This window comes from Paenarthrobacter sp. Y-19 (assembly GCF_029223985.1).
GTDB classification, from domain to species: domain Bacteria; phylum Actinomycetota; class Actinomycetes; order Actinomycetales; family Micrococcaceae; genus Arthrobacter; species Arthrobacter nicotinovorans.
On record NZ_CP119414.1, the window covers coordinates 3,699,427 to 3,722,898 of the forward strand.

Genomic DNA, 23,472 nt, shown 5'->3' on the forward strand with positions numbered 1-23,472 from the left:
GGCGGAACGGCCCCCGCGTTTCCGGGGTTTTTCGCCGGCGCCAACGGAATGATCCAGCAGAATCTGCACGCTTCATCAGGAACGCACGGGCGTTTCCAGGCCCAGGTTTTCGCGGAGCGTGGTGCCCCGGTACTCCGTGGGGTACACGCCCCGGTCCTGGAGTTCGGGCACGAGGTGGTTCACGATCTCGTCCAGGCCGGTGGGGATGAGCCATGGCGAAATGTTGAAGCCGTCCACGGCACCAACCCTGGCGTATTCGGCGAGGTGGTCGGCGACGGCGGTGTAGGAACCGGTAAAGGTAGCATCGATGCGTGCTGTCTTTGAGGTGACGAACTGCCGGATGCTCAAGCCCTTGTCCTTGGCCTCGGCCCTCCACTGATCGGCAAGCTGCCGTGCCTTGGCACCGTGGAATCCGCTGCCACGGGTTTCGGACGTTTCCTCCACCACGGGATCGATCTCCGGGAGGGGGCCATCGGGATCGTAGGAGGAAAGCTCGCGGCCCCAGAACTGTTCCAGGTAGGCAATCGCCTGCTGGGGTCCGATCTGCAGGCTACGGACCCAGGCCTTCTTCTCCTGGGCTTCCTGGTCCGTGGCGGCAAGGATGAATTCGCTGGCAGGCATGATCTGCACCGCGTTCGCACCCCGTCCAGCGGCTACGGAACGGGAAACGATGTCGCGCCGGAACTCGACGGCGTCATCGAACTTGGGGTGCGCGGAGAAGATGACGTCCGCTTGTCGGGCAGCGAAGTCGCGGCCCTCGGGTGAGTCGCCGGCCTGGAACAGCACGGGCCGGTACTGGGCACTGCGGGGCAAGCGCGGGGTGACATCCACGGTGTAGTGCTGCCCTTGGTGCACTACCCGGCGTGCAGGGCCGGTGGGCGTGTCCCAGGAGTCCCAGATCCGCTTGGCGGTTTCGACGAAAGCCTCGGCGTGCTTGTAGCGATCGGCGTGGTCAAGGTAACCGCCGCGGCGGAAGTTTGCGCCGGTCCAGGCGTTGTCCGTCGTCACCACGTTCCAGGCTGCCCGCCCGCCGGAGATGAGGTCCAGCGAGGACAAACGATGTGCAAGGTCTGCGGGGTCGTTGTAGGTAGTGTTCTGCGTAGCCACCAGGCCGATGTTCTTCGTCACGGACGCCAAAGCAGCGAGCATGGTCTGGGCATCGGGCCGTCCGGCGACATCCAGGGCATGCGGGCGCCCGAGGTGTTCGCGGAGCCGCAGCCCTTCCCCCAGGAAGAACGCGGCGAACTTGCCACGCTCAGCCGTTTGCACGATGTGGCGGAACGATTCGAAGTCGGTCTGCGAACCGGATTCGGCCGCTTTCCAGATGGTGCCGGAGTTGACGCCCTGGAAGAAGATACCGAACTGGATCCGGCCGCTCGGCTGGAAGATATCGCGTGTCATGCTGGTCCCTGCTTTCCTGCGGCGACGGCCGCGGCAGATGTCGAATAGCGGCTCTGGGGGCGCTCCAGGCCGAGTACATCGCGGAACGTCCCATCCAGGACGGGCGGCCGCAATGAACCGCGGCGCCGGAGCTCCGGGAGGACCAGCCGTGACAGTTCCTCCAGTTCCACCTCCAGGGCCGCGGGGTGGAGGCGGACTCCGTCGGCCTCGGCGAGCAGCACCTCAAGGAGCTCGATGAGTCCATCGGCGGGGCCGGTGTAACGCGCCCGTTCGCTGTCGGACAGGGCCGCCTCGGGTGAGGCCACCGGGCGTGAGGCCGCGCTTTGCCCGCGTGCGTCCAGGATGACGTCGAGCTCCGCCACAATCGCCACCGAGCCGCCCAGCCGTGCGCGGACATCCCGGATTTCGGCAGTCAGCAGCTCGGGCGTCGGCGCGGACACCAGGACAGCGTCCACCGCCTCAACCGGAACCTGGCCTTCGCCCACCAGCTTCGCAGCTGCCAGCACGGGCAACTGGCCTTGCAGGGGCCTGGGGATGATGGACGGTCCCTTCACGGAATACGGCGTGCCACTGAAGTCAGCCGGGGTTTCAAAATCCACGTAGTGAAGCTTGTCGACGTCCAGGTAGCGCCCCGTGGCGACATCGCGGATCACGGCGTCGTCTTCCCAGGAATCCCAGAGCCGGCGGCCTGCTTCGATCGAGGCGGCAGCTTCCTGTGCAAGAGCGTTACCCGTGACAAAGGAACGTCCGACGGCGGCAGCGGCCTCGGGCGACTCCGCCGCCGTGGCAATCCACCCGGCCCTGCCGCCGGACACGTAGTCCAGGCTGGCAAGCTGTGTGGAAATGTGGAACGGCTCCGTATATACAGTGTCTACCTCGGGGACCACGGCGATGGTCCGTGTGATTGGTCCGGCAAAGGCCGCCCGTTGCAGGGCGTTCGCGCGACCGGCGTCCGGGGTGTCCTTGAAGGTTGCCGCGTGGAAGCCCGCGGACTCGGCGTCGAGGACGGCGCGGGCAAGGTTTGCGTACCCGGCACCATCGAGTTCAATGGCCAGGAACCCGGCCTTCTTGGCAATGCTCACTTCTGGTCCTGACGTTCGTAGGGAATCTTCTCGCCGGCTTCAATGGCCACCGGGAGCCGGTTTTCGGCGGGAGGCAGCGGGCAGGTCGCAAGGTCTGTGTAGGCGCACGGCAGGTTCACTGCCCGGTTGAAATCGAGCCGCACCGAGCCATCGGCGGCCGGAACCACGGACAGCGAGCGGTTGGCCGCGTACGTGGTCTTGCCGGAGGTCTGGTCGGTGAACAGCACGGACAGGGAACCCGGGGCATGCCCGTTGAAGGCTGTCAGCGCGAGTTCCTCGCCGGCCAGCTTGAAGCGGATCTCGCCCGGGGCTTCGTACACGTGCTGGATGCCTTCGACGGCGGCACCCACCGTGGTGGGCCGCGGGACCTCGAAAGGGACAAAGGTACCGGCCACGGCGAAGGCAGCATTGGGCGTGTACGCCGGAGTGCCCTGGTACTGACGCAGGAGCGCGTTTTCCGGGTTTCGGGGACGCACGATGTACTCGCCGCCGCGCTTGGCAACCTCGATCACGGTGTCTCCGGATACCAGGTTGATGCCGCCGCGTTCCTCAATGGGTCCCAGCTCGAGGACCGTCCCGTTGTTCAGCTCGACACCGTCCTGCTGCAGGCTTTCGCCCGGTTCCAGGACAACACGCACGACGTCGGCGTCCACACTCCAGGTGCCGGGGGCACCTTCCAGCCGGGTCGCGTCGCCGGTCAGCCAGTGCAGGTGGGTCACGGCGAGGAAGCCGTGCGGGTGGGCACGGTGACGCTCATGGGCGTCGTGCCATTCCTGCCATTCCTCGTCAAAGGCTTCGAGGCCGGAGGCGGTGTTCGTGGCGCTGTCAGTTTGCGTAGACATGGGCGTTGTCCGTCCTGTTGAAGGCGTGGTCTGCGGTTACGGTTGCTGCGGCGTCCGGTTCGGTGGCGCCGGCGAATTCCGGGCGGCCGCCGAAGGGATCGTCGGATTCCCACAGGGTTGTCGGTGCGGACGCCCGGACTGCGGGAATGACGTCCAGGGCGAAGCGTTCCAGTATCTCCAGCTGCTGTTCGAACGGCAGTGTGGTGGGCAGGGAGATCGACTGGAGATCGTGGTTGTACAGCGAGTGGTAGCTGAGGATCTTGTCGATTACCTGCTCCGGGCTGCCTACCAGGGCCGGTCCCTCTGCCACGGCGTGGTGGATGTCCCGGAACGGTGTGTTGTTGCCCGGAACGTTGCGCCCGGCAGTGAGCCCTTCGTAAACCGGGCCGTATTGCCGGATGGCTTCCTGGGTGGTGTCCGCGATGAACACACCGCCGGCACCGCTGCCCGAGCCGAGGTACTGATGCCGGGGATCGTGCCCGTGGCGCTCGTACTCTTCGCGGTAATGGTCGATCAGGACCTTGTAGTTCCCGCGCGGCTGGATGGCGTTGGCCGTGAACAGGGGATCGCCCCATTTGGCGGCGAGCGCAGCGGACGTCAGGGTTGTAGCCGAGCCGTGCCAAATCCGGGGCGACCCCGCGAAGGGACGGGGCGTCGTCGTGGTTGGCTCGGTCAGCGCGGGCCGGAAGCGCCCCGACCACGTGACGCTTTCCTTGCGCCACAGCGTACGCAGCAGCGCGTACTTTTCCGCGAGCAGGTCCCACTGGTCATCGAGGGACAGCCCGAACAGCGGGTACTGCAGGACCTCGTTGCCCTTGCCGATCACGAGCTCCAGGCGTCCGCGGCTCAGTTGGTCGATGGTGGCGTAGTCTTCCGCCACCCGCACGGGATCCAACACGGAGAGTACGGTGACGCCGGTCTGGAGACGGATCCGGGTGGTGACGGCGGCAATCGCGGCGAGGACCGTCGTCGGGGATGACGAGACGAACTCGCCGGCGTGGCGCTCTCCCACGGAGAAGCTGTCGAAACCGAGTTCCTCCGCGCGGCGAGCCGTCTCCACCACCTGGTTGAGCCGATCAGCAGTGGAGACGATCTCCCCCGTCACCGGATTCTTCAGGTGCGAGATGATGTCGAGGACTTGGAACTTCACTTTCCCGTCCCAAAAGTGGCTTCCGTGACGGTCTTGGACTCCGGCACGGCTTCTTCGGAAAGTCCCCAGCGTTCCAGGACCTTGCCGTACGAGCCGTCCTTGATGGTGGAGTTCAGGGCTTCGGTGATGGCCGGAGCCAGGCCGTTGCCCTTGAGGGTGGTGGCTGCCACCAACGTTTCGGAGGGCCATCCGGCGTTGACCTTGCCAACCACTTTGAGGTCGTCGCGGGTGTTCTCGCGATAGGTCACCGAGGGGTACGGAGCGAGGTTCAGGTCGGTGCGGCCGGACGACAACGCCAGGATGGTGTCGGCGTCGGAGGAGTAGTACTGAAGGGTGGCGGGAGCCTTGCCCTTCGCTTCGAGCTCCTTGTTCCAAGCCAGCAGGATCTTCTCCTGGTTGGTGCCGGAGCCCACGGAGATCTTCAGGCCGGAGATGTCATCCGAGCCCTTGATGTCGTAGCTGGAGCTCTTCTTCGCTTCGAAGCCCATGAACGCGGCACGGTACGTGGAGAAGTCGAACAGCTTCACGCGGGCGGCGTTGATGCCCACGTTGGAGAAGACGGCCTCGAAGTCACCGGACTGGGTCTTGAGCGGCCAGTTCTCCCACGACGTCACCTGCAGGTCCAGGTCCAGGCCGAGCTTGTCGGCGACGAGCTGGGCGATATCCACTTCCACGCCGATCGGCGTTTTGTCGTCGGTGGCGTGGAAGGACAGCGGTATGGAGCCGGCTGTGGTGGCAACGGTCAGCTTGCCATCCTTCGCGATGGCTGCGGGTACCGCTGCGGCCGCCGTCGTGTCCTTCTCACCCCGGATCCGGTTCTGGTCCACGGAGGTGTTGTAGACGATTCCGTTCTTGGCGGCTTCGGATTCGGGCTTTGCTGCCGACGCTCCAGGATCGGAGCACCCCGCCAGCGCAGGAAGCACGACGGCGGGAAGTACAGCAAGTGCCAGGAGCCGGCTTTTGGTTGAGCGCGGTTTTGTTTCATGAGCGGCGAAGCCGTGGGCGGTGCGAAGCATGGAGGGTGTCCTAGATGTTGAAAGCTGGTTCGATGACTTTGGAGAAGAAGCTCCGGGTGCGTTCCTCGCGGGGGTTGGCGAAGATGTCCTGGGGTGTGCCGGACTCGACGATCAGGCCGTCGTCCATGAACACCACGGTGTCCGCGACGTCCCGGGCGAAGCCCATCTCGTGGGTCACGACGATGAGCGTGGTTCCGGACGTGGCGAGTTCCCGGATAACGTCGAGGACCTCGTTGACCAGCTCCGGGTCCAACGCGGACGTCGGCTCGTCGAAGAGCAGGATCTTGGGATCGAGTGCCAACGCCCGGGCGATGGCAACGCGCTGCTGCTGGCCGCCGGAGAGCTGGCGGGGGTAGGCGTCGGCGCGGTCTTTCAAGCCCACCCGGTCCAGGAGCTCCAAACCGCGCTTCCGGGCCTCGGCCTTGGAACGCTTCTGGGCCACGATCGGCGCTTCGATGACGTTCTCCAGTGCCGTGAGGTGCGGGAAGAGGTTGAAGCTCTGGAACACCATGCCGATGTTGGTGCGCTGCTTGAGGATGTCCTTCTCACGGAGCTCATGGAGCTTGTTGCCGCGGACCTCATAACCCACCAGTTCGCCATCGATGGTGATGTAGCCGCCGTCCACCTTTTCCAGGTGGTTGATGGTCCGGAGCAGGGTGGACTTGCCCGAACCGGAGGGGCCCACGATCACCGCGACGCCGCCCGGCGGAACCGACAGTGACACGCCTTTGAGGACCTCGGTGGCGCCGAAGGACTTACGGACGTTGGTGATATCCACCTGTCCGCGGGTCGCTTGCCGGTCAGCAGAGGCGGGCCGGGCCGCCGTCGTGCCAGCTGACGCGGCAGCCGAAGTTTCAGCCGGAGCCTCGTCCGCGGCCTGTGCTGTCGTCTTGGATTCTTTGCGTGCGGCGATGGTGCTCATCGGGCGTCCTTCGTGGGAGAGGCAGCAACATGGGTAGCGAAGAATTTCCGCGCTTTCTGCAGTGGGGTAAGCGGCAGGTTCCGGACGGCACCCTTGGAGAAGTGGCGTTCGATGTAGTACTGGAAAACGCTCAGCACCGAGGTGATCACGACGTACCAGAGCGTCGCCACGAGGAGCAGCGGCAGCACCTGCTGGGTCCGGTTGTAGATGACCTGGACTGTGTAGAACAGCTCGGAGTAGGCCAGGACGTAAACGATCGACGTGCCCTTGACCAGGCCGATGATCTCGTTGAAGGCGTTGGGCAGGATGGCACGCATGGCTTGCGGCAGCACGATCCTGGTGTTCCGCTGCCACGCGGGAATGCCCAGCGCGGAGGCCGCTTCCAGCTGGCCCTGGTCCACGGAGAGGATGCCGCCGCGGATGATCTCCGCGGAGTAGGCGGCCTGGTTCAAGGTGAGCCCCAGGACTGCTGCAGCGAACTGGCTGATCAGTGTAGTGGTCTGGGCCTCGAAGAAGCGGACGTCAGTGAACGGGATGCCCAGGCTGATCTTCTCGTAAAGATAGCCAAGGTTGTACCAGAGCAGCAGTTGGACCAGCAGCGGAGTCGACCTGAAGATCCACGAAAAGGTCCACGAGACAGAAACCAACAGCGGGGACGCCGACAACCGCATCAGGGCCAGGATGAACCCTAGGACGAATCCCAGGACGCCTGAGATGGCCGTGAGCTTGAGGGTTTCCACCAGGCCGTTGACTACGGATTGTGCCGTGAACCATTCGGCCACCACCCCCCACTCCCAGCGGGGGTTGGTCACAAGGGACCATGCGATGGCGGCCACGCCGGCAGCCACCACCACTGTGCCCACCCAACGCCAGGGATGACGGGCAGGAACCAGCTTGTACTCGGAATAATCCGGGGTGGGCGGTGCAGTGTCCGCCGTGGCAGGCGGTGCGATTGCACTCATGCGCCACCTCATTTCAGATCGGTTGTTGTCTATCGGATGGCTGCCAATCTATGGGCGTGCGAAACCCCGCAGCAAGGCGGGAATTTGCACTTCTTCACTGGACTTCGCGGGGCTTCGCCGGGGTTCTCACGGCGTCACAATCATCGTCATGCAGGGCCATATGAGTCGCTTCGTTGCGTGGGTTGACGGTGCATGACGCATGGTGAACGGCGGTTACCGGCGCCTCGACCCATGCACCCAAAGCTCCTTAGATTGGGCATCACCAACCACTGCATTCCAGGAGATCCCATGCCGTCACGAGTTCCCGCCATCGCCTTCATTGGCGGCGGCCCGCGCACGGCCGGCGTCCTGGAACGGTTGGCCGCCAACCGGCCCGGCCTGTTCGAGGGTCCCCTTCACATCCACGTCATTGAGCCCTACCAGCCAGGCTCCGGGCGGATCTGGCGCTATGACCAGAGTCCGGGGTTGCTGCTGAACTCCACCGCAGCCGATGTCACCATGTTCACTGACGAGTCCGTGACGTGCGAGGGGCCGTCCGTACAAGGACCGGGACTGTCCGCCTGGGCCGCCGGAGTACTTGATGGCAGCATCCGTGATGTTCCTCCTTTGGAACCGCACCTGCTCGCCCAGCTGCGGTCGCTGACCCCGGCGTCTTTCCCCACCCGGCAGCTCCAGAGTAAATATCTGGAGTGGTTCTTCGGCCGCGCCGTCAGCGCACTGGGCCCCGAAACAACGGTGACGGTGCACCGCGACACCGCCACCGGCGTCGAACGTTCCGGCGCTGACAGGCACAGCGTGCGGCTGGCCTCCGGCGGCGAGGTTGTTGCCGACGTCGTGGTGTATTCGCTGGGCCACACGGATTCCCTTGTTGACCGCGAGTCCGCCCGCCACAGCGACTTCGCTGCCCGGCACGGCGGCTTCCACGCCCCGCCGTCGTACACCACGGATGTCGACTACTCCGGGATCGAGGCCGGTCAGGACGTGATCGTCTCCGGCATGGGGCTGGCGTTCGTGGACCTGCTGGTGCTGCTGTTCGAGGGCCGCGGGGGCCGCTTTGAAGAACGGCCCGACGGCGAACTCGAGTACGTGCCTTCCGGCGCCGAACCGCGGCTCTGGGCGGGGTCGCGACGCGGCGTGCCCTACCACTCCAAGATCTCCTCGACCCTGCGCAGTCCTGTGGAGCGTCCGCGGTACTTCACCGCCGAAGCCATCGGCGCCCTGCTGGCCGGGCATCACGAGCTGGATTTCCGTACCCAGCTGTGGCCGCTGATCGCCAAGGACGCAGGTTACGCCTACTACCGCGAGCTCTTCACCGGCTACCCTGAGCGGGTCCTGGGCACCTGGGCCGCCTTTGAAGCCCGGTTCGATGCTCTGGACTGGTACAGCCCGCAGCGCGAAGAACTGGTGGCGGTCTCCGTGCGGGACGCTGCCCTGCACCTCGACTTCGAAAAACTGGACCACCCGCTCAGTGGCTGCGCGTTCGCCGATCACGACTCGGTACAGCGTTCAGTCGCCGCCTATATCCAGCGGGACCTGGACCTTCGGACCGGCCCGGACCATTCCGAGACCCTGGCCCTGTTCACCGCATTATTGTTCGTCTACATGGACCTTGGCCGGCTGGTCCCGCAGGAGCGGCTGAACGCACGGTCCCAGCAGTCCATCCATGGGTGGTGGCACGGCTTCTTCAGCTTCGTGGACTCAGGGCCGCCGTCGCACCGGCTCCGGGAGATGCTCGCCCTGCACAGGGCCGGGTACTTGAAATTCCTGGGCCCCGGCATGTGGGTACGGGCCGATGATTCCGTGGGCCGCTTCGTGGCGGGGTCCTTCCAGTCGCCCGTGGTGGTGGATGCATCCGCCTACATCGAGGCGCGCCTGCCTTCCGCTTCCGTGGAACGTTCGGCGAATCCCGCTTTGGCGGACCTGCACGACGCCGGATGGGGCACCGAGCAGCGGCTGCTCACTTCCGAGGGCCCACACTCCACCGGGAAACTCCTGATCTCCGGGAATTACGAGGTATTGTCCCCTGTTGGTACACCACAGAATGGTTTGTTTGCCGTGGGGCCGCGGACCTCGGGCTGGGGTGCCGGAGCCTTTGCACGCCCCAACACCAACGCAGCCCCGTTCCGGGAGAACGACGCCCTCGCGCGCAGGATCCTGGCCACGGTTGCTGCCACGTTGGAGGGAGCCGGCGCGAGTGCCCCGGCCTCGGTTCCAGCGCCCCATCCCAACTAGGGGACAGCAAGCGTCGCACTGAACCGCCATGACAGCAGTTGCTGTCCCCCACTCGGGTTCCACCTACGAAAGGCCAGACATGACAACAACGCCAACCCTGCCGACGTCGGGCCTTACCGTCCTCAGCCTGCCCATGCGCGATCCCCGCGTCCGCCCGCTCCTGGACGAGCTCGCCGTCGAATACAACACCCGATACGGTGACCTGTTCAGCAGCGAGGGCGCGGCCGAGGAATTGAACCGCTACCCCGCCGAGGAATTCGCGCCGCCGCACGGAGCGCTCATCATCATCCAGGAAAACGGTGAATCCGTGGCCGGTGGCGCCTTCCGCCGCTACGACGAGCACACGGCCGAGCTCAAGCGGATCTGGACCCACTCCGCCCACCGCAGGCGCGGTCTGGCTCGCCTGGTCCTGGCCGAACTCGAAAACGAAGCCCGTCGGCGCGGCTACCGGAAGCTGTACCTGACCACCGGTCCACGCCAGCCCGAGGCGAAGAATCTGTACCTCGCCACGGGGTACAAAGCCCTGTTCGACCTCGCCGCGGACCCCGAAGACATCAAGCATTTGGCCTTCAGCAAGGATCTTGCCAAGCCCAGCTAAGCTATGCGCATGGCCAACGAACCCAAAGCAACAACTGCTGAAAAACTCGCCACCATCCAGCAGGGGTACACCCTGCAAGGTGCCACCATCGAGCTGGGTGCCGCGATCGTGGACGGTGAAGTCCACAAGGAAGCCCAGGTCCGCCTGCCCCTCGCCATGATGAACCGCCACGGCCTTGTGGCAGGCGCCACCGGCACCGGCAAGACGGTGACGCTGCACATGATCGCCGAACAACTCTCAACGGCGGGCGTCCCGGTTTTCCTCGCAGACATCAAGGGTGATCTGTCCGGATTGGCGACGCCGGCCACCGGCAGTGAAAAGCTGACGGCACGTACGTCCTCGCTCGGCCAGGACTGGCAGGCCAAAAACTTCCCGGTCGAGTTCCTTTCGCTCGGCGGAGACGGCAACGGCATTCCGGTCCGGGCCACCATTACCTCGTTCGGGCCCATCCTGCTTTCCCGCATCATGGACCTCAACGACACCCAGGAGTCCAGCCTCCAGCTGATCTTCCACTTCGCGGACCAGAAGAACCTTGAACTGATCGACCTCAAGGACCTCCGCGCCGTGATCCAGTTCCTGACCTCGGACGAAGGAAAGGCCGAACTCGCCGAACTGGGCGGGTTGTCGAAGGCCACCGCCGGTGTCATCCTCCGCGAGCTGGTCGGCTTGGAAGCGCAGGGCATGGAGAAGTTCTTCGGCGAACCCGAGTTCGACACCGCCGAACTGCTCCGCACAGCACCCGACGGCCGCGGTGTCATCAGCTGCCTGGAACTGCCCACGCTCCAGACCAAGCCCCTCCTGTTTTCCACGTTCCTCATGTGGCTCTTGGCGGACCTGTTCGAGGACCTCCCCGAAGCCGGCGACCTCGACAAACCCAAGCTCGTGTTCTTCCTGGACGAGGCCCACCTGCTGTTCAACGACGCTTCCAAAGCCTTCCTCGACGCCATCACCACCACCGTGCGGCTGATCCGTTCCAAGGGCGTGGGTATCTTCTTCGTCACCCAGACCCCCAAGGATGTCCCGGCCGATGTCCTGGGCCAGCTGGCCAACCGCGTGCAGCACGCCCTGCGCGCCTTCACCCCCGAGGACGCCAAAGCCTTGAAGGCCACCGTGTCCACCTTCCCTGTCAGTGACTACGACCTCGAAGAGACCCTGACGTCAGCCGGCATCGGCGAGGCCGTCATCACCGTCATGAACGAAAAGGGCGCCCCCACGCCTGTGGCGCTGACCCGGCTCCGTGCCCCCGAGTCGGTCATGGGCCCCAGCGCCGACGATCTCATCAAGAGCACCGTCGCCGCGTCCCCGCTCCTGGCGAAGTACGGGACAGCTGTGGACAACCTCTCGGCCTACGAGAAACTCAATGGCCGGGCAGCCGCACCGACAGGCGATGCCGCACCGGGGCTGCCGCCCGTGCCGTCTTCCGGTACGCCCGTTGGAACATCCCAAGCGGACATAGACGCCGAAGCCCGCCGCATCGAGGAAGAGATCCTGGGACGGCCCAGTTCACGGCCGTCCACTTCAACCACCGACTCCTTCCCGGCGCCTCCCGCTCCCCAGCCGGTCCCCCAGCAAGCACCACCACAGGACAGCGGCATGTTCGGCGACATCGCCGGAGCCCTTGGCGGCGCACTGGGCGGTGGCCTCAAGAGCATGGTCCGATCCATGGGAACGCAGCTGGGCCGGGACCTCATGCGCGGAGTTTTTGGCACGTCCTCACGTCGCCGGCGCTAGCTTCGCCAGCCTGGTTGAATCACGACGCCGGGTGGCAGCGACGCCTGCTGCCGCCCGCCGTCGGGCTTCTCCAGACGGCTGATAAAACGTCATAACGGGTACCTCCTGCACGGCGTGGGCTGTTGCGGCAGGTAACGTAAAGGGCGTGCAGTTGAGTCAAGCGTTCGTCAAGACCGCAGCCGGATGGCTGCTCGGTCTGATGCTTGCTGTCGTCGGCGCGATCGTCTGCATCAACCTGGTGGGCTCTTCCGTGGCCAGTCCGCAGCAGCCCGTCAAGGAGTATCTGCAAGCGCTCCAGGACGGCAAAGGCGAAGAAGCCCTGGGCCTCCTGCGGGCCAAAGTGCCCAGCGCCAACGCGGCCATGCTCGACGGCACGGCCCTCCAAACCGCCGCTTCCAAGTTGTCGGACGTCCATGTGGGGAATCCCGAGTCCCGCAGTGCAAACCGGGTAGCCGTTCCCGTGGACTACACCTTGGACGGCAGCCGGCTCCACACGGAATTCCTCATGGAACGAACCGGTACGCAGTGGCTGTTCTTCGGGAAGTGGGCGTTCGTGCCCACCACCCTGCCCACCATTGATGTGACCGTGGTGAACTCCAGCGAAGCCACCCTCAACGGCGTTCCCGTCAACATGCCCAACGGCCGCAACACGTTTGCCGTGTTCTTCCCGGGCAAGTACGAGGCCAGCCTTAACGGTACTTATTTCGAAGCTCCCGCAACCTCCGCGCTCGTCACAACGCGCGACGGCGGACAGGCACCCCTGAACCTGCAGACCCGGTCCACCAAAGCCATGAACGATGCCGTGGCTGGGAAAGTGCGCGAATTCCTGGACACCTGCGCAGCCCAGGCCACCGAACAGCAGCGCCTGCAGCCCGACTGCCCGTTCTACCACGTCAGCAATGCCCGGGTAGTGGACGGCACCATCAAGTGGGCCATCACGGAGTATCCCAAGATCACCATTGAACCGTTCAGCGGCAAATGGGTTGTTGCTCCGTTGAACGGCAAGGCTACGCTGACCGCCCGGGAGGTCAACCTGTTCACGGGACTCGTGAACGACCTCAACGTGGAGCACGACTTCAGCTTCACCACCCAGTTGGATGTCAGCGGCGACACTGTGACGGTTACACCCCTGCTGACGTTCTAGCCTGCGGGAAAAACCCGGCGGTTTTGTAGTGCTTTTTGGTACTGCAGGGCTGGTTTTTGGTACTGCAGGGCTGGCGCCGCCAGCGTAGTGGCACGCGGCCTTTGGGGATCGGGTCCCGGTGAAAAGCAGAACGGCCCGCCTCCTGCCCGGTGTGGGAGGAGACGGGCCAGCTGCGTGGGGTTTAGTCCATGCCGCGGAGGTCCAGCACGAGCTCAGACTCCCCGTCGGCCTGCAGGACCACCGGAATGCCCCAATCCTGCTGGTACAGGTGGCAAGCGGCGTGGTCCGGGATTTCGCCGTCTTCGGTTTCCGGTCCATCACAGGCGGCCGCGCGGGCCGTGATGTGCAGGATTCCTTCGGGGACATCCGCCGACAATTCAAGCGTGCGCAGGAGACCCACCGAGGTCCCGCCTCCGGAAACCAGGAGCTCGGGCGGTGTGGAGGAAATCTTCATCTGGGTGGGATCGCCCCAGCGGTCATCAAGCTTTTGACCGGTGGGAGCCTTGAAGCGAACGGCCAGCTCAAGGGTTCCGGGCGTGACCGGGCTCTTGGGGCGGTGCGTCTGCGATGCGCCCTCGTCCACCTGTTGGGCTTCCTTGGGGATCGGTACCAGGACCAGCTGGTGCTTATTCGATTCCACCACTACCAGCAACGGATCGCTGCCTTCCACCTGGACCACCACGACGTCGCTCGGCTCAGCGAGGCCCCGGGCCAGGGTGGAGACGGACTTGGTGGCGGGGTCGTAGCGGCGCACAGCCCCGTTGTAGGTATCGGCGATGGCCACGGAGTTGTCCGGAAGCACAGTCACGCCCAAAGGGTGCTGCAAGCGGGCTTCCGCGGCTTCACCATCACGGAAGCCGAAATCGAACAGGCCCTTGCCTACTGCGGTTTCCACGGTCACGCCGGAATCGCTGACCACCAGGCGGCGCAAGGACGATGTCTCCGAGTCAGCTACCCAGATGTTGTCTTCGCCGTCGATTGCCAGGCCGGAGGATTGTGCGAACCAGGCTTCCTCGGCTTTGCCGTCCAGCAAACCTTCAAGACCGGAGCCGGCCAGGATGGAGACCTCATTGGCCAGGGGGTCGAAAGCGAAAATCTGGTGTGTGCCGGCCATGGCGATGACCACCTTCTGCAGCTTTTCGCTCCAGACCACATCCCACGGCGAGGAAAGGGACACTTCCGTGCCGCGCCCGAGCGCTCCAACATCCAGGGCGTCCCCGGCGAAGTCAGCCGGACCGTCGTCGTGGTGTTCAGACCAGGTACCGGCGCCGGAGTCGGTGACACGGGCGGGGCCGGTGTCCAGGAGCCGCTGCACGCCGTTGCCTGCGATCGTCTGGACGTATCCCGAGCTGAGGGTCACGCCTCGGAGGCGGTGGTTGACGGTGTCGGCCACCACGGCGTCGTAGCCGAGCTTCCAGGCCAACTCCGACGGCAAAAGGGTGACGCCCTGGGGTTCGTTGAACCGGGCAATTTCCGATTGCCCGTCCAGGTAGCCCTTGGTGCCGGACCCGATGATCCGCTCCACGGTCTCCAGATCCGGGCGCAACTCCACCAAACGGTGATGGCCGGAATCCACCACCAGGTAGTTTCCGTTGGCGAGCTGGGTTGCCTTACCGGGGAACCGCAGAGTGCCCGACGTCGGCACAGGGGCTACGTACGGACCGTCACCGCGGTGGAGGGTCCCCTTGGCTTCATGTTCAGCGACGAGTTCTTCGAGCAGGACGGCGAGGCCGTCTGCGTGGCCCTCGCCGGAAAGGTGGGCCACAATGTAGCCCTCGGGGTCCACTACCACCAGCGTGGGCCAGGCACGGGCGGTGTACGCCTTCCAGGTGGCCAGTTCGGGGTCATCCAGCACAGGGTGGTGGATTTCGTAGCGTTCGACGGCTGATGCCAAAGCGACAGGATCTGCTTCGTGCTCGAACTTGGGCGAATGCACGCCAACGGTCACCAGGACGTCCGAGTACTTTTCTTCCAACGGACGCAGCTCGTCGAGAACGTGCAGGCAGTTGATGCAGCAGAAGGTCCAGAAGTCGAGAAGCACGATCTTGCCGCGCAGGGACTCGAGGTCCAAGGACTTCCCACCGGTGTTGAGCCAGCCGCGGCCCTCGAGTTCGGAGGCCCGGACCCGGTGTTGGGTACGTACGGTTTCGCTCATCAGCGTCCTTCCAGCTTGGTGTTCGGGTCGGTGTGCCCGGAATTGTCGTTCGTGGGGCGCTCGGCCGGGGCTGTTGTGGTTGCCCTGGCAGTGCGGCTTGCAAGCTTGGCATCACGCTCTGCCAGCCGGGCAAACATATCGTTGTAAGCACTGAGATCGGCGTCGTTATTCCTGTCGGCCGCACGATCCACCCGGCGCTTCTCCCGTTCGTCGGACCGGGACCACATCACTGCCACGCCGATGGCCACCAGCAGCGTGGGGATTTCGCCGATGCCCCAGGCAACGGCGCCGCCCAATTGTTGGTCTCCCAAGGCCGAGGGGCCCCAGGCGCGGCCGAGGTTGCCGAAGTAGTCCGCAGCGAGCAGGCCGGTGCCACCCATGATGGATACGCCAAAGAACGCGTGGAAGCCCATGGTTGCCAGAAGGAGCAGCAGCCGCATCGGATACGGTGCACGGCGTGGCAAAGGATCGCTGCCGATCATGCTCAGGACAAAGATGTACCCGGTCAGCAGGAAGTGGAGGTTCATCAACTCATGGCCCACGTGCTCACGCATGGCCAGACCAAAAAGGTCCGAGTAGTAGAACAAGACGATGGAACCCGCGAAGTTTGCCGCCGCGAACAGGGGGTGCGTGACCACTTGGGAGAACCTGGAGTGTACAAACAGGAGCAGCCATTCCCGGAGGCCACGGGAGCCATGGGTACCTTCACCCCGGGACGGCAGGGCCCGAAGGGCCAGCGTCACCGGAGCGCCGAGAACCAGGAAGATGGGAGCCACCATAGTGAGGGCCATATGGTCCACCATGTGCGCAGAGAACAACACCCGGCCGTAGACAGCGGGCGGGCCGGACGTGATGTAGGTCAGGACCACCAGGCCGATCATCCAGTTCACCGTCCGGAAAACGGACCACTGGTCGCCACGGCGCCGGACCTTGACGATGCCCATGATGTAGGAGACGGCGCCAAACAACGCCACGCCTACCCACAGCCAGTCAAAGCGCCATTCGGTCAGCCAGCGCGAAGGGGTGAGTTCCGGCGGCAGCTCGTATCCGGAAAGGATGAACGACGGCGACGCGTCCGGGGCGTAGGTGGTGGGCTGCGGCGGAGCCGAGCGACCCAACGCGACGGCGAGTCCCGACGTCGCGCCCATCACCAGCAGCTCAACCAGAACCAGCTGCCACAGCACCCGGCGCGCAGACATGGAGCCGTTCTTGCCGAGCTGCGGGATAACCCATTGGCGGTGCATGAAGCCGATACCGCCCAGCACCAACGTTGCGAGGGCCTTGGCCACAATGAGTTGACCGTAAGATGAGCCGAAGAGGTCGGCCGGGTTGGTGACCCGGATGGCAGCGTTGATGACACCGGAAGCGAACACCAGGACGAAAGCGAAACCTGCCAGGGACGAGAATCGCCGAAGGGTCTGCTCCGTAATGTCCGGGGTCCCCTTCGTCCGGGAACCGGTGAGGATTCCGGACAGGACCGCCAGCATGATGATGCCGCCAACCCAGGTGGAGACGCCCACCAGGTGGAGGCCAAGGGAGTTGATGGCGCCCTCGTGATCGCTTGAACTGGAGGAGTGGCCGATGAGCGCCGTTGGAATCAGCCCGATCAGCGCGAGCACAAGCGTGAACGCCAGGCCCGTCAGGGACCGGACCCCGAACAGGGCTGTAGTGACCACGGCGGCAATAATGGTGACGGCCAGCCAGGCTTTGCCGGTTTCGATGTCCGTCATGAAGTAGACCAGCGAACGGGTGAACTCCGCGTCCCCGGAAAGCGGCTGTCCGGCGACGTCCGAATAGGTCAGGACCAGGACGGCGACTGCGGACAGTGTCCACGCAGCGCCAGCGGCGGCGGCAACCGCGAGGGCCCGGGCAAATGCCGGATGCTCGACGGCGTCGGCGTCTTTCTCGCGGGACCGGGAGCCGCCGAGGTTCTTCGGCAGGATGCCCACGGCAAAGATCAGGCCGCCAATCACCGTGGCCACCGACACGTTGTGGATGGCTTTGGCAAACGGAAGGCCCCACCTGACCAGAGCGCCGGGATCTGAAACCTGGCGGGCCGCCGACGCGCCGGAGAAGATCAATGCCCCCGCAAGGGCGACGATCAGGACCGCCAGGCCCGCCAATTGCCAAGGAAGGGAAATCCCCGCGACTGTGGACCCTCCACGCGCTCCCGCCTTGGGAGGAGTCGAAGGGACAGTTGCGGAATTTCTTGCTGATGGCACTTATCCATTGTCCGCTACCTGTCGCCGGGCTGCGAATCGACAGGGCGCTATGTGCATTAACCCAAAGAAGAAGGGGCGGCAACCATCAGGTTGCCGCCCCTTCAAGGCCTATGCCGAAGAAGTTACTTCTTCTTGGCGACAGCTGCCTTCAGCTTGGAGCCAGCGGTCAGCTTGACGCTGTGGCCGGCTGCGATCTGGATGGTTTCGCCGGTCTGCGGGTTGCGGCCGGTGCGAGCTGCACGGTCGGTGCGCTCAACGGCGAGCCAGCCCGGGATGGTGATCTTCTCGCCGGCGGCGACAGAAGTCTCGAAAACTTCGAACAGTGCATCGAGCACGGAGTTGACTGCTGCCTGGCTGGTGCCAGCCTTGCCTGCTACCTCTGCAACGAGTTCACTACGGTTCTTAGCCATTTACGTCCTCCTGGACTCATACGTTTTTGAGCTTTCAAGCGGAATGCGAGCAAGCCACTGTTCGAAAACTTACCAGCTTGCGATGCCATGGCCAGCAAATTCCGCGTGTTTCCGCGCCTTTTTGACCAAAATCACCGGAATTTCGGGGTTTTTTGGAGCCATTTAAGCCCTTGGCGTACTCTGCGTCCTTGCCGCTGCTCCTGCGCCGTGCCGGTCAGAACAGGATGCGCTGGAACAAAACGTGGTCCTGCCACTCGCCAGCGATCTGAAGGTAGGACGGCGCTAGGCCGATCCTGTCAAAGCCGCAGCGCCCCAGGACAGCCTGCGACGGGGCGTTGTGGAGCAGGGTTGCGGCCTGGATCCTGTGGAGGTCAAGTTCCTGTGTGGCCATATCGACGACGGCGGCTACCGCACCTGACGCGGCGCCCCTGCCTGTACAGTCCTGGTCGATCCAATAGCCAAGGTTGGCATTCCGGAAGGGACCTCGGACGATGCCGGTCAATGTAATCATCCCGTAAACGCCCCGGTCGCCGGTGATGACCCAGGGCACTTCGCTGCCGGCCGCGTACTGGTCGATCTTGGCGCGAATGACGGCTTCCTGGCCATGCTCGGTGAAGAATCCGTCGTCGCGGGTGGGCTCCCAAGGCGCCAGATGTCCGCGATTACGCAGGTACGCGCCAGCCAAATCCACGGCGTCTGAAAGCTCAAGTGGGCGAAGAAGCAACTGGTCACCACCATGGCCCTCGCTGATGGGCACACTTCGCACGAGATTCATCCCCAGACTCTACCGCCGTCTCCTTGGCCAATTGCGCAGGTGGCCGCAGAGTGATAGCTTTCGGGTGATCGTGAACAATCGGCAGGAGGTGAGACCCATGTACGCAGTATCCACCGTGGGCGCTCCCTGCATTCCACGATCCCGCGACTAAGCTGGTCGCTATCAGGAGCGCCCGTCACGCACATCGCGAAAGGCGTTCACTTGAACACTTCCTCATCTTCACCTTTTAACAACAGTTCGACGGCGGCATCCGGCCGCGCGGGCACCGTCCAGTCCCAGGTTGAGTCCGGCTCCGCCGTCCAGCAACCGTCCACCAGGCAGCGGGCATTGGTCCTTGGCGGCGGCGGCTCTACAGGCAACGCATGGCTCATCGGCGTCGTCGCTGGCCTTTTCTACGCCGGACTGGATGTCGCCACCCCCGAGCTCACCATTGGCACATCAGCGGGGTCCACCGCGGCGGCCCAACTGGCCGGCGCCAGCCCTGTCGAGCTCTTTGAAGCCATCCTCAGTTCGGTCCCACAGAAACCCGCAGGCGCTGATAAGTCCGCACCCCGCCAAGCTGCCGCCGTGCCCGTTCGTTCCGTGCCCGGACCAAATATGGAAACGGGACGCACTGCCACAAGACCCGTGGTGGATCACATGGAGCGAACCGGCAATATCATGAAGGCCTCCTCTGACATGGCGGACATGCGCCGGCGGCTTGGAGCGGCCGCCGTAGAGATCGCCGCTTCCATGGAAGGTGCCAGCGCGCGCTGGCGGGACACAGTGGCAACCCGCTTGCCGCAAGCCCAGTGGCCGGAAAGAGCGATACTCCTGACAGCCGTCAATGCCCGGACGGGTGAACCGGTGGTGTTCGACCGGGAGAGCGGCGTGGATCTCGTGGACGCAGTGGCAGCCAGCTGCGCCAGCGGTTTCGCCTACAGCATCGGCGACGAGCAATACATCGACGGCGGCTACCGTACCAACGCCGAGAATGCGGACCTGGCGGTCGGATACGGAAGCGTGCTGGTGTTGTCACCCTTCGGTGGGCGAACCCGGACTCCTGCTGAATGGGGCATGCATCTCGCTTGCCAAGTGGACGCCCTGCGCGCCGGCGGCAGCCAGGTGGAAACAGTCATCCCGGACAGCGAAGCCGAGCATATGTTCGGCGTCAATGCGATGGACTTTTCCCTAAGGCCGGCCGCCGCTCGTGTCGGCTTTGAACAGGGCCGGGTCCTGGCTTCCCGGTTGGCCGGCTTCTGGGCTGCGCGTTAGCGTTACGTGCTTTGTTAAATGGAAGAGCCCCAACCGTGGTTGGGGCTCTTCGTTAATGGTTGTCCGGCGGTGTCCTACTCTCCCACACCCTCCCGGGTGCAGTACCATCGGCGCTGTGGGTCTTAGCTTCCGGGTTCGGAATGGGACCGGGCGTTTCCCCCACGCTATGACCGCCGTAACTCTGTTACCCGTCCCGACCCCGTTTGGTGTGGGGGTGGGTGGGAAGCTTTGTGGTTACAACTGTGGTGTTATGTAGTTGTTGTTGTTGTTGGTTCCTGGAACGGTTGTTGTTCGGGAACCACATAGTGGACGCGTGCAGTGTTTTGTGTGTGGTGTAAGTTGTTGGCCTATTAGTACCGGTCAGCTTCACGAGTCTTTAGTCCTCGCTTCCACATCCGGCCTATCAACCCAGTGGTCTGGCTGGGGGCCTCTCACACATAATGTGTATGGAAATCTCATCTTGAAGCGAGCTTCCCGCTTAGATGCTTTCAGCGGTTATCCCATCCGAACGTAGCTAATCAGCGATGCACTTGGCAGTACAACTGACACACCAGAGGTTCGTCCGTCCCGGTCCTCTCGTACTAAGGACAGCCCTTCTCAAATTTCCTGCGCGCGCAGCGGATAGGGACCGAACTGTCTCACGACGTTCTAAACCCAGCTCGCGTACCGCTTTAATGGGCGAACAGCCCAACCCTTGGGACCTACTCCAGCCCCAGGATGCGACGAGCCGACATCGAGGTGCCAAACCATGCCGTCGATATGGACTCTTGGGCAAGATCAGCCTGTTATCCCCGAGGTACCTTTTATCCGTTGAGCGACGGCCATTCCACAATGTACCGCCGGATCACTAGTCCCGACTTTCGTCCCTGCTCGAGATGTCTCTCTCACAGTCAAGCTCCCTTGTGCACTTACACTCGACACCTGATTGCCAACCAGGCTGAGGGAACCTTTGGGCGCCTCCGTTACTTTTTAGGAGGCAACCGCCCCAGTTAAACTACCCATCAGGCACTGTCCCTGACCCGGATCACGGGCCGAAGTTAGATGTCCAAAGTGACCAGAGTGGTATTTCAACGATGACTCCACCCGAACTGGCGTCCGGGTTTCAACGTCTCCCACCTATCCTACACAAGCCACTCCGAACACCAATACCAAACTATAGTAAAGGTCTCGGGGTCTTTCCGTCCTGCTGCGCGTAACGAGCATCTTTACTCGTACTGCAATTTCGCCGAGTTTATGGTTGAGACAGCGGGGAAGTCGTTACTCCATTCGTGCAGGTCGGAACTTACCCGACAAGGAATTTCGCTACCTTAGGATGGTTATAGTTACCACCGCCGTTTACTGGGGCTTAAATTCTCAGCTTCGCCACAAGTGGCTAACCGGTCCTCTTAACCTTCCAGCACCGGGCAGGAGTCAGTCCGTATACATCGTCTTGCGACTTCGCACGGACCTGTGTTTTTAGTAAACAGTCGCTTCCCCCTGGTCTCTGCGGCCCACACCCGCTCACGGAGAGCAAGTCTCCATCACGGGGCAGGCCCCCCTTCTCCCGAAGTTACGGGGGCATTTTGCCGAGTTCCTTAACCATAATTCTCTCGATCGCCTTGGTATTCTCTACCTGATCACCTGTGTCGGTTTGGGGTACGGGCGGCTAAAACCTCGCGTCGATGCTTTTCTTGGCAGCATAGGATCACCGGATCCCCCCTTACGGGAGTCCCATCAGATCTCAGGAACGTGCTCGAAGCACACAGGAACGGATTTGCCTATCCCTGACCCTACATCCTTAGACCGGGGCAACCATCGCCCGGCCCGGCTACCTTCCTGCGTCACACCTGTTAATACGCTTACCTCCCGGGATCAGGTCCCGCGCTCGGCCAAAACCCACAACACCACAAGGGTGAGCGGGCAGGCTCCGGGCGGTTAGTATCCCCCGCTTGGCATGGGCGGTTTTTCGCCGGTACGGGAATATCAACCCGTTGTCCATCGACTACGCCTGTCGGCCTCGCCTTAGGTCCCGACTTACCCAGGGCAGATTAGCTTGACCCTGGAACCCTTGATCATTCGGCGGACGGGTTTCTCACCCGTCTTTCGCTACTCATGCCTGCATTCTCACTCGTGTAGGCTCCACCGCTGGTTTCCACCGCGACTTCACTGCCCACACGACGCTCCCCTACCACTCCACACCCCTGAACCACGAAGGCTAGGGTACTGTGTGAAATCCACAACTTCGGCGGTGTACTTGAGCCCCGCTACATTGTCGGCGCGGAATCACTTGACCAGTGAGCTATTACGCACTCTTTCAAGGATGGCTGCTTCTAAGCCAACCTCCTGGTTGTCTTCGCAACTCCACATCCTTTCCCACTTAGCACACGCTTAGGGGCCTTAGTTGGTGGTCTGGGCTGTTTCCCTCTCGACTATGAAGCTTATCCCCCACAGTCTCACTGCTGCGCTCTGACTTACCGGCATTCGGAGTTTGGCTGACGTCAGTAACCTTGTAGGGCCCATCGGCCATCCAGTAGCTCTACCTCCGGCAAGAAACACGCAACGCTGCACCTAAATGCATTTCGGGGAGAACCAGCTATCACGGAGTTTGATTGGCCTTTCACCCCTACCCACAGCTCATCCCCTCCATTTTCAACTGAAGTGGGTTCGGTCCTCCACGACGTCTTACCGTCGCTTCAACCTGGCCATGGGTAGATCACTCCGCTTCGGGTCTAGATCACGCCACTACACTCGCCCTATTCAGACTCGCTTTCGCTACGGCTACCCCACACGGGTTAACCTCGCGACGTAACACTAACTCGCAGGCTCATTCTTCAAAGGCACGCCGTCACAGTAACAAGACTGCTCCGACGGATTGTAAGCACACGGTTTCAGGTACTGTTTCACTCCCCTCCCGGGGTACTTTTCACCTTTCCCTCACGGTACTGGTCCGCTATCGGTCATTAGGAAGTATTTAGGCTTATCAGGTGGTCCTGACAGATTCGCACGGGATTTCTCGGGCCCCGTGCTACTTGGGATACTCTCCAGGCGGCACACAACATTACGGTTACGGGGCTCACACCCTCTCTGGCCGGCCTTTCAAGACCGTTCACCTATGCACGCACTCTCACCTCACTGGCCCGGCAGAACCAGAACGGAAAGTCCCACAACCCCGCCCATGCAACGCCCGCCGGCTATCACACATGGAAACGGTTTAGCCTGATCCGCGTTCGCTCGCCACTACTAACGGAATCACTCTTGTTTTCTCTTCCTGCGGGTACTGAGATGTTTCACTTCCCCGCGTTCCCCCCACGCACCCTATGTGTTCAGATGCGGGTCACACAATCACCATGACAGCGTTGTGCGGGGTTTCCCCATTCGGACATCCTGGGATCAACGCTCGGTTATCAACTCCCCCAGGCTTATCGCAGATTCCTACGTCCTTCTTCGGCTCCTAATGCCAAGGCATCCACCGTGTGCCCTTAAAAACTTGACCACACAAACATGATCAAAAACTTACTCGAGAGAACCACGAGCCACTACGGCCCAAGGTTCATTCATAAGAAATTGCTGTATGGAACACACACACCAAAGCGTGTA

The 23,472-nt window shown here is 63.2% G+C and carries 16 protein-coding genes and 2 rRNA genes; 5 read left to right on the plus strand and 13 right to left on the minus strand.

The genetic code is table 11. The features are described from left to right. Positions 1 to 75 precede the first annotated feature (75 nt). From PYR64_RS17315 to PYR64_RS17345, 7 genes are read right to left on the minus strand one after another with little or no spacing between them, the layout of a single operon-like run. Complete coding sequence (locus PYR64_RS17315) at positions 76 to 1,401, minus strand: NtaA/DmoA family FMN-dependent monooxygenase (protein ID WP_275776585.1); 1,326 nt, start codon at positions 1,399 to 1,401, stop codon at positions 76 to 78. Next, the gene (locus PYR64_RS17320) at positions 1,398 to 2,483 is read right to left on the minus strand and encodes an LLM class flavin-dependent oxidoreductase (protein WP_275776587.1); all 1,086 of its coding nucleotides are present in this window, start codon (positions 2,481 to 2,483) and stop codon (positions 1,398 to 1,400) included. Before PYR64_RS17320 ends, PYR64_RS17315 begins: the two co-directional genes overlap by 4 nt. After that, a complete protein-coding gene (locus tag PYR64_RS17325) occupies positions 2,480 to 3,325 on the minus strand; it encodes a DUF1684 domain-containing protein (RefSeq protein ID WP_018778120.1) in 846 nt (281 codons plus the stop codon). Before PYR64_RS17325 ends, PYR64_RS17320 begins: the two co-directional genes overlap by 4 nt. Continuing rightward, the gene (locus tag PYR64_RS17330) at positions 3,309 to 4,475 is read right to left on the minus strand and encodes an LLM class flavin-dependent oxidoreductase (protein ID WP_275776589.1); all 1,167 of its coding nucleotides are present in this window, start codon (positions 4,473 to 4,475) and stop codon (positions 3,309 to 3,311) included. Before PYR64_RS17330 ends, PYR64_RS17325 begins: the two co-directional genes overlap by 17 nt. Then, positions 4,472 to 5,491 carry an ABC transporter substrate-binding protein gene (locus PYR64_RS17335; protein ID WP_055972966.1) on the minus strand — a complete coding sequence of 340 codons (1,020 nt, stop codon included), beginning with the start codon at positions 5,489 to 5,491 and terminating at the stop codon, positions 4,472 to 4,474. Before PYR64_RS17335 ends, PYR64_RS17330 begins: the two co-directional genes overlap by 4 nt. Before the next feature lie 10 nt (positions 5,492 to 5,501). Then, the gene (locus PYR64_RS17340; protein ID WP_227453587.1) at positions 5,502 to 6,413 is read right to left on the minus strand and encodes an amino acid ABC transporter ATP-binding protein; all 912 of its coding nucleotides are present in this window, start codon (positions 6,411 to 6,413) and stop codon (positions 5,502 to 5,504) included. Continuing rightward, positions 6,410 to 7,375, minus strand: a complete 966-nt coding sequence (locus tag PYR64_RS17345; RefSeq protein ID WP_018778116.1) for an amino acid ABC transporter permease — start codon at positions 7,373 to 7,375, stop codon at positions 6,410 to 6,412. Before PYR64_RS17345 ends, PYR64_RS17340 begins: the two co-directional genes overlap by 4 nt. Positions 7,376 to 7,663: 288 nt before the next feature. On the opposite strand from PYR64_RS17345, the gene PYR64_RS17350 reads away from it, so the two are divergent. The 4 genes from PYR64_RS17350 to PYR64_RS17365 all read left to right on the plus strand — a co-directional run bounded on the left by PYR64_RS17350 (position 7,664) and on the right by PYR64_RS17365 (position 13,080). Continuing rightward, entirely contained in the window at positions 7,664 to 9,607 is a 1,944-nt protein-coding gene (locus PYR64_RS17350; RefSeq protein ID WP_275776610.1) for an FAD/NAD(P)-binding protein, read from the plus strand. A 79-nt stretch (positions 9,608 to 9,686) separates the two neighbouring features. Beyond that, positions 9,687 to 10,205: a GNAT family N-acetyltransferase gene (locus PYR64_RS17355; RefSeq protein WP_026267222.1), complete on the plus strand. Its 519-nt coding sequence runs from the start codon at positions 9,687 to 9,689 to the stop codon at positions 10,203 to 10,205. 3 nt (positions 10,206 to 10,208) lie between these two features. Further along, complete coding sequence (locus tag PYR64_RS17360) at positions 10,209 to 11,936, plus strand: helicase HerA-like domain-containing protein (RefSeq protein ID WP_193590147.1); 1,728 nt, start codon at positions 10,209 to 10,211, stop codon at positions 11,934 to 11,936. A 151-nt stretch (positions 11,937 to 12,087) separates the two neighbouring features. Next, positions 12,088 to 13,080, plus strand: coding sequence for a hypothetical protein (locus PYR64_RS17365; protein ID WP_179128412.1), 993 nt, complete (start codon positions 12,088 to 12,090; stop codon positions 13,078 to 13,080). 181 nt (positions 13,081 to 13,261) lie between these two features. On the opposite strand, the gene PYR64_RS17370 is transcribed toward PYR64_RS17365, so the two are convergent. The 4 genes from PYR64_RS17370 to PYR64_RS17385 form a co-directional block, all read right to left on the minus strand. Further along, positions 13,262 to 15,235 carry an NHL domain-containing thioredoxin family protein gene (locus PYR64_RS17370; protein WP_018778111.1) on the minus strand — a complete coding sequence of 658 codons (1,974 nt, stop codon included), beginning with the start codon at positions 15,233 to 15,235 and terminating at the stop codon, positions 13,262 to 13,264. Further along, on the minus strand, positions 15,235 to 17,457 hold the full coding sequence (locus PYR64_RS17375; protein WP_026267220.1) for a cytochrome c oxidase assembly protein: 2,223 nt from the start codon (positions 17,455 to 17,457) through the stop codon (positions 15,235 to 15,237). Before PYR64_RS17375 ends, PYR64_RS17370 begins: the two co-directional genes overlap by 1 nt. Positions 17,458 to 17,579: 122 nt before the next feature. Continuing rightward, positions 17,580 to 17,867 (minus strand): HU family DNA-binding protein, encoded by a 288-nt coding sequence (locus PYR64_RS17380; protein WP_011776355.1) that lies wholly within the window; start codon positions 17,865 to 17,867, stop codon positions 17,580 to 17,582. 214 nt (positions 17,868 to 18,081) lie between these two features. After that, complete coding sequence (locus PYR64_RS17385) at positions 18,082 to 18,642, minus strand: GNAT family N-acetyltransferase (RefSeq protein WP_275776627.1); 561 nt, start codon at positions 18,640 to 18,642, stop codon at positions 18,082 to 18,084. Positions 18,643 to 18,843: 201 nt separating this feature from the next. Here PYR64_RS17385 and PYR64_RS17390 point away from each other — a divergent pair, with 201 nt between their 5' ends. Then, positions 18,844 to 19,896: a patatin-like phospholipase family protein gene (locus PYR64_RS17390; RefSeq protein WP_275776629.1), complete on the plus strand. Its 1,053-nt coding sequence runs from the start codon at positions 18,844 to 18,846 to the stop codon at positions 19,894 to 19,896. Positions 19,897 to 19,957: 61 nt separating this feature from the next. Here the strand turns inward: PYR64_RS17390 and rrf are convergent. Together rrf and PYR64_RS17400 are read right to left on the minus strand one after the other, a co-directional pair. Then, positions 19,958 to 20,074 (minus strand): 5S ribosomal RNA (gene rrf, locus PYR64_RS17395). Between the two features lie 151 nt (positions 20,075 to 20,225). After that, positions 20,226 to 23,368: ribosomal RNA gene (locus PYR64_RS17400) — 23S ribosomal RNA — on the minus strand. Between the last annotated feature and the right edge of the window lie 104 nt (positions 23,369 to 23,472).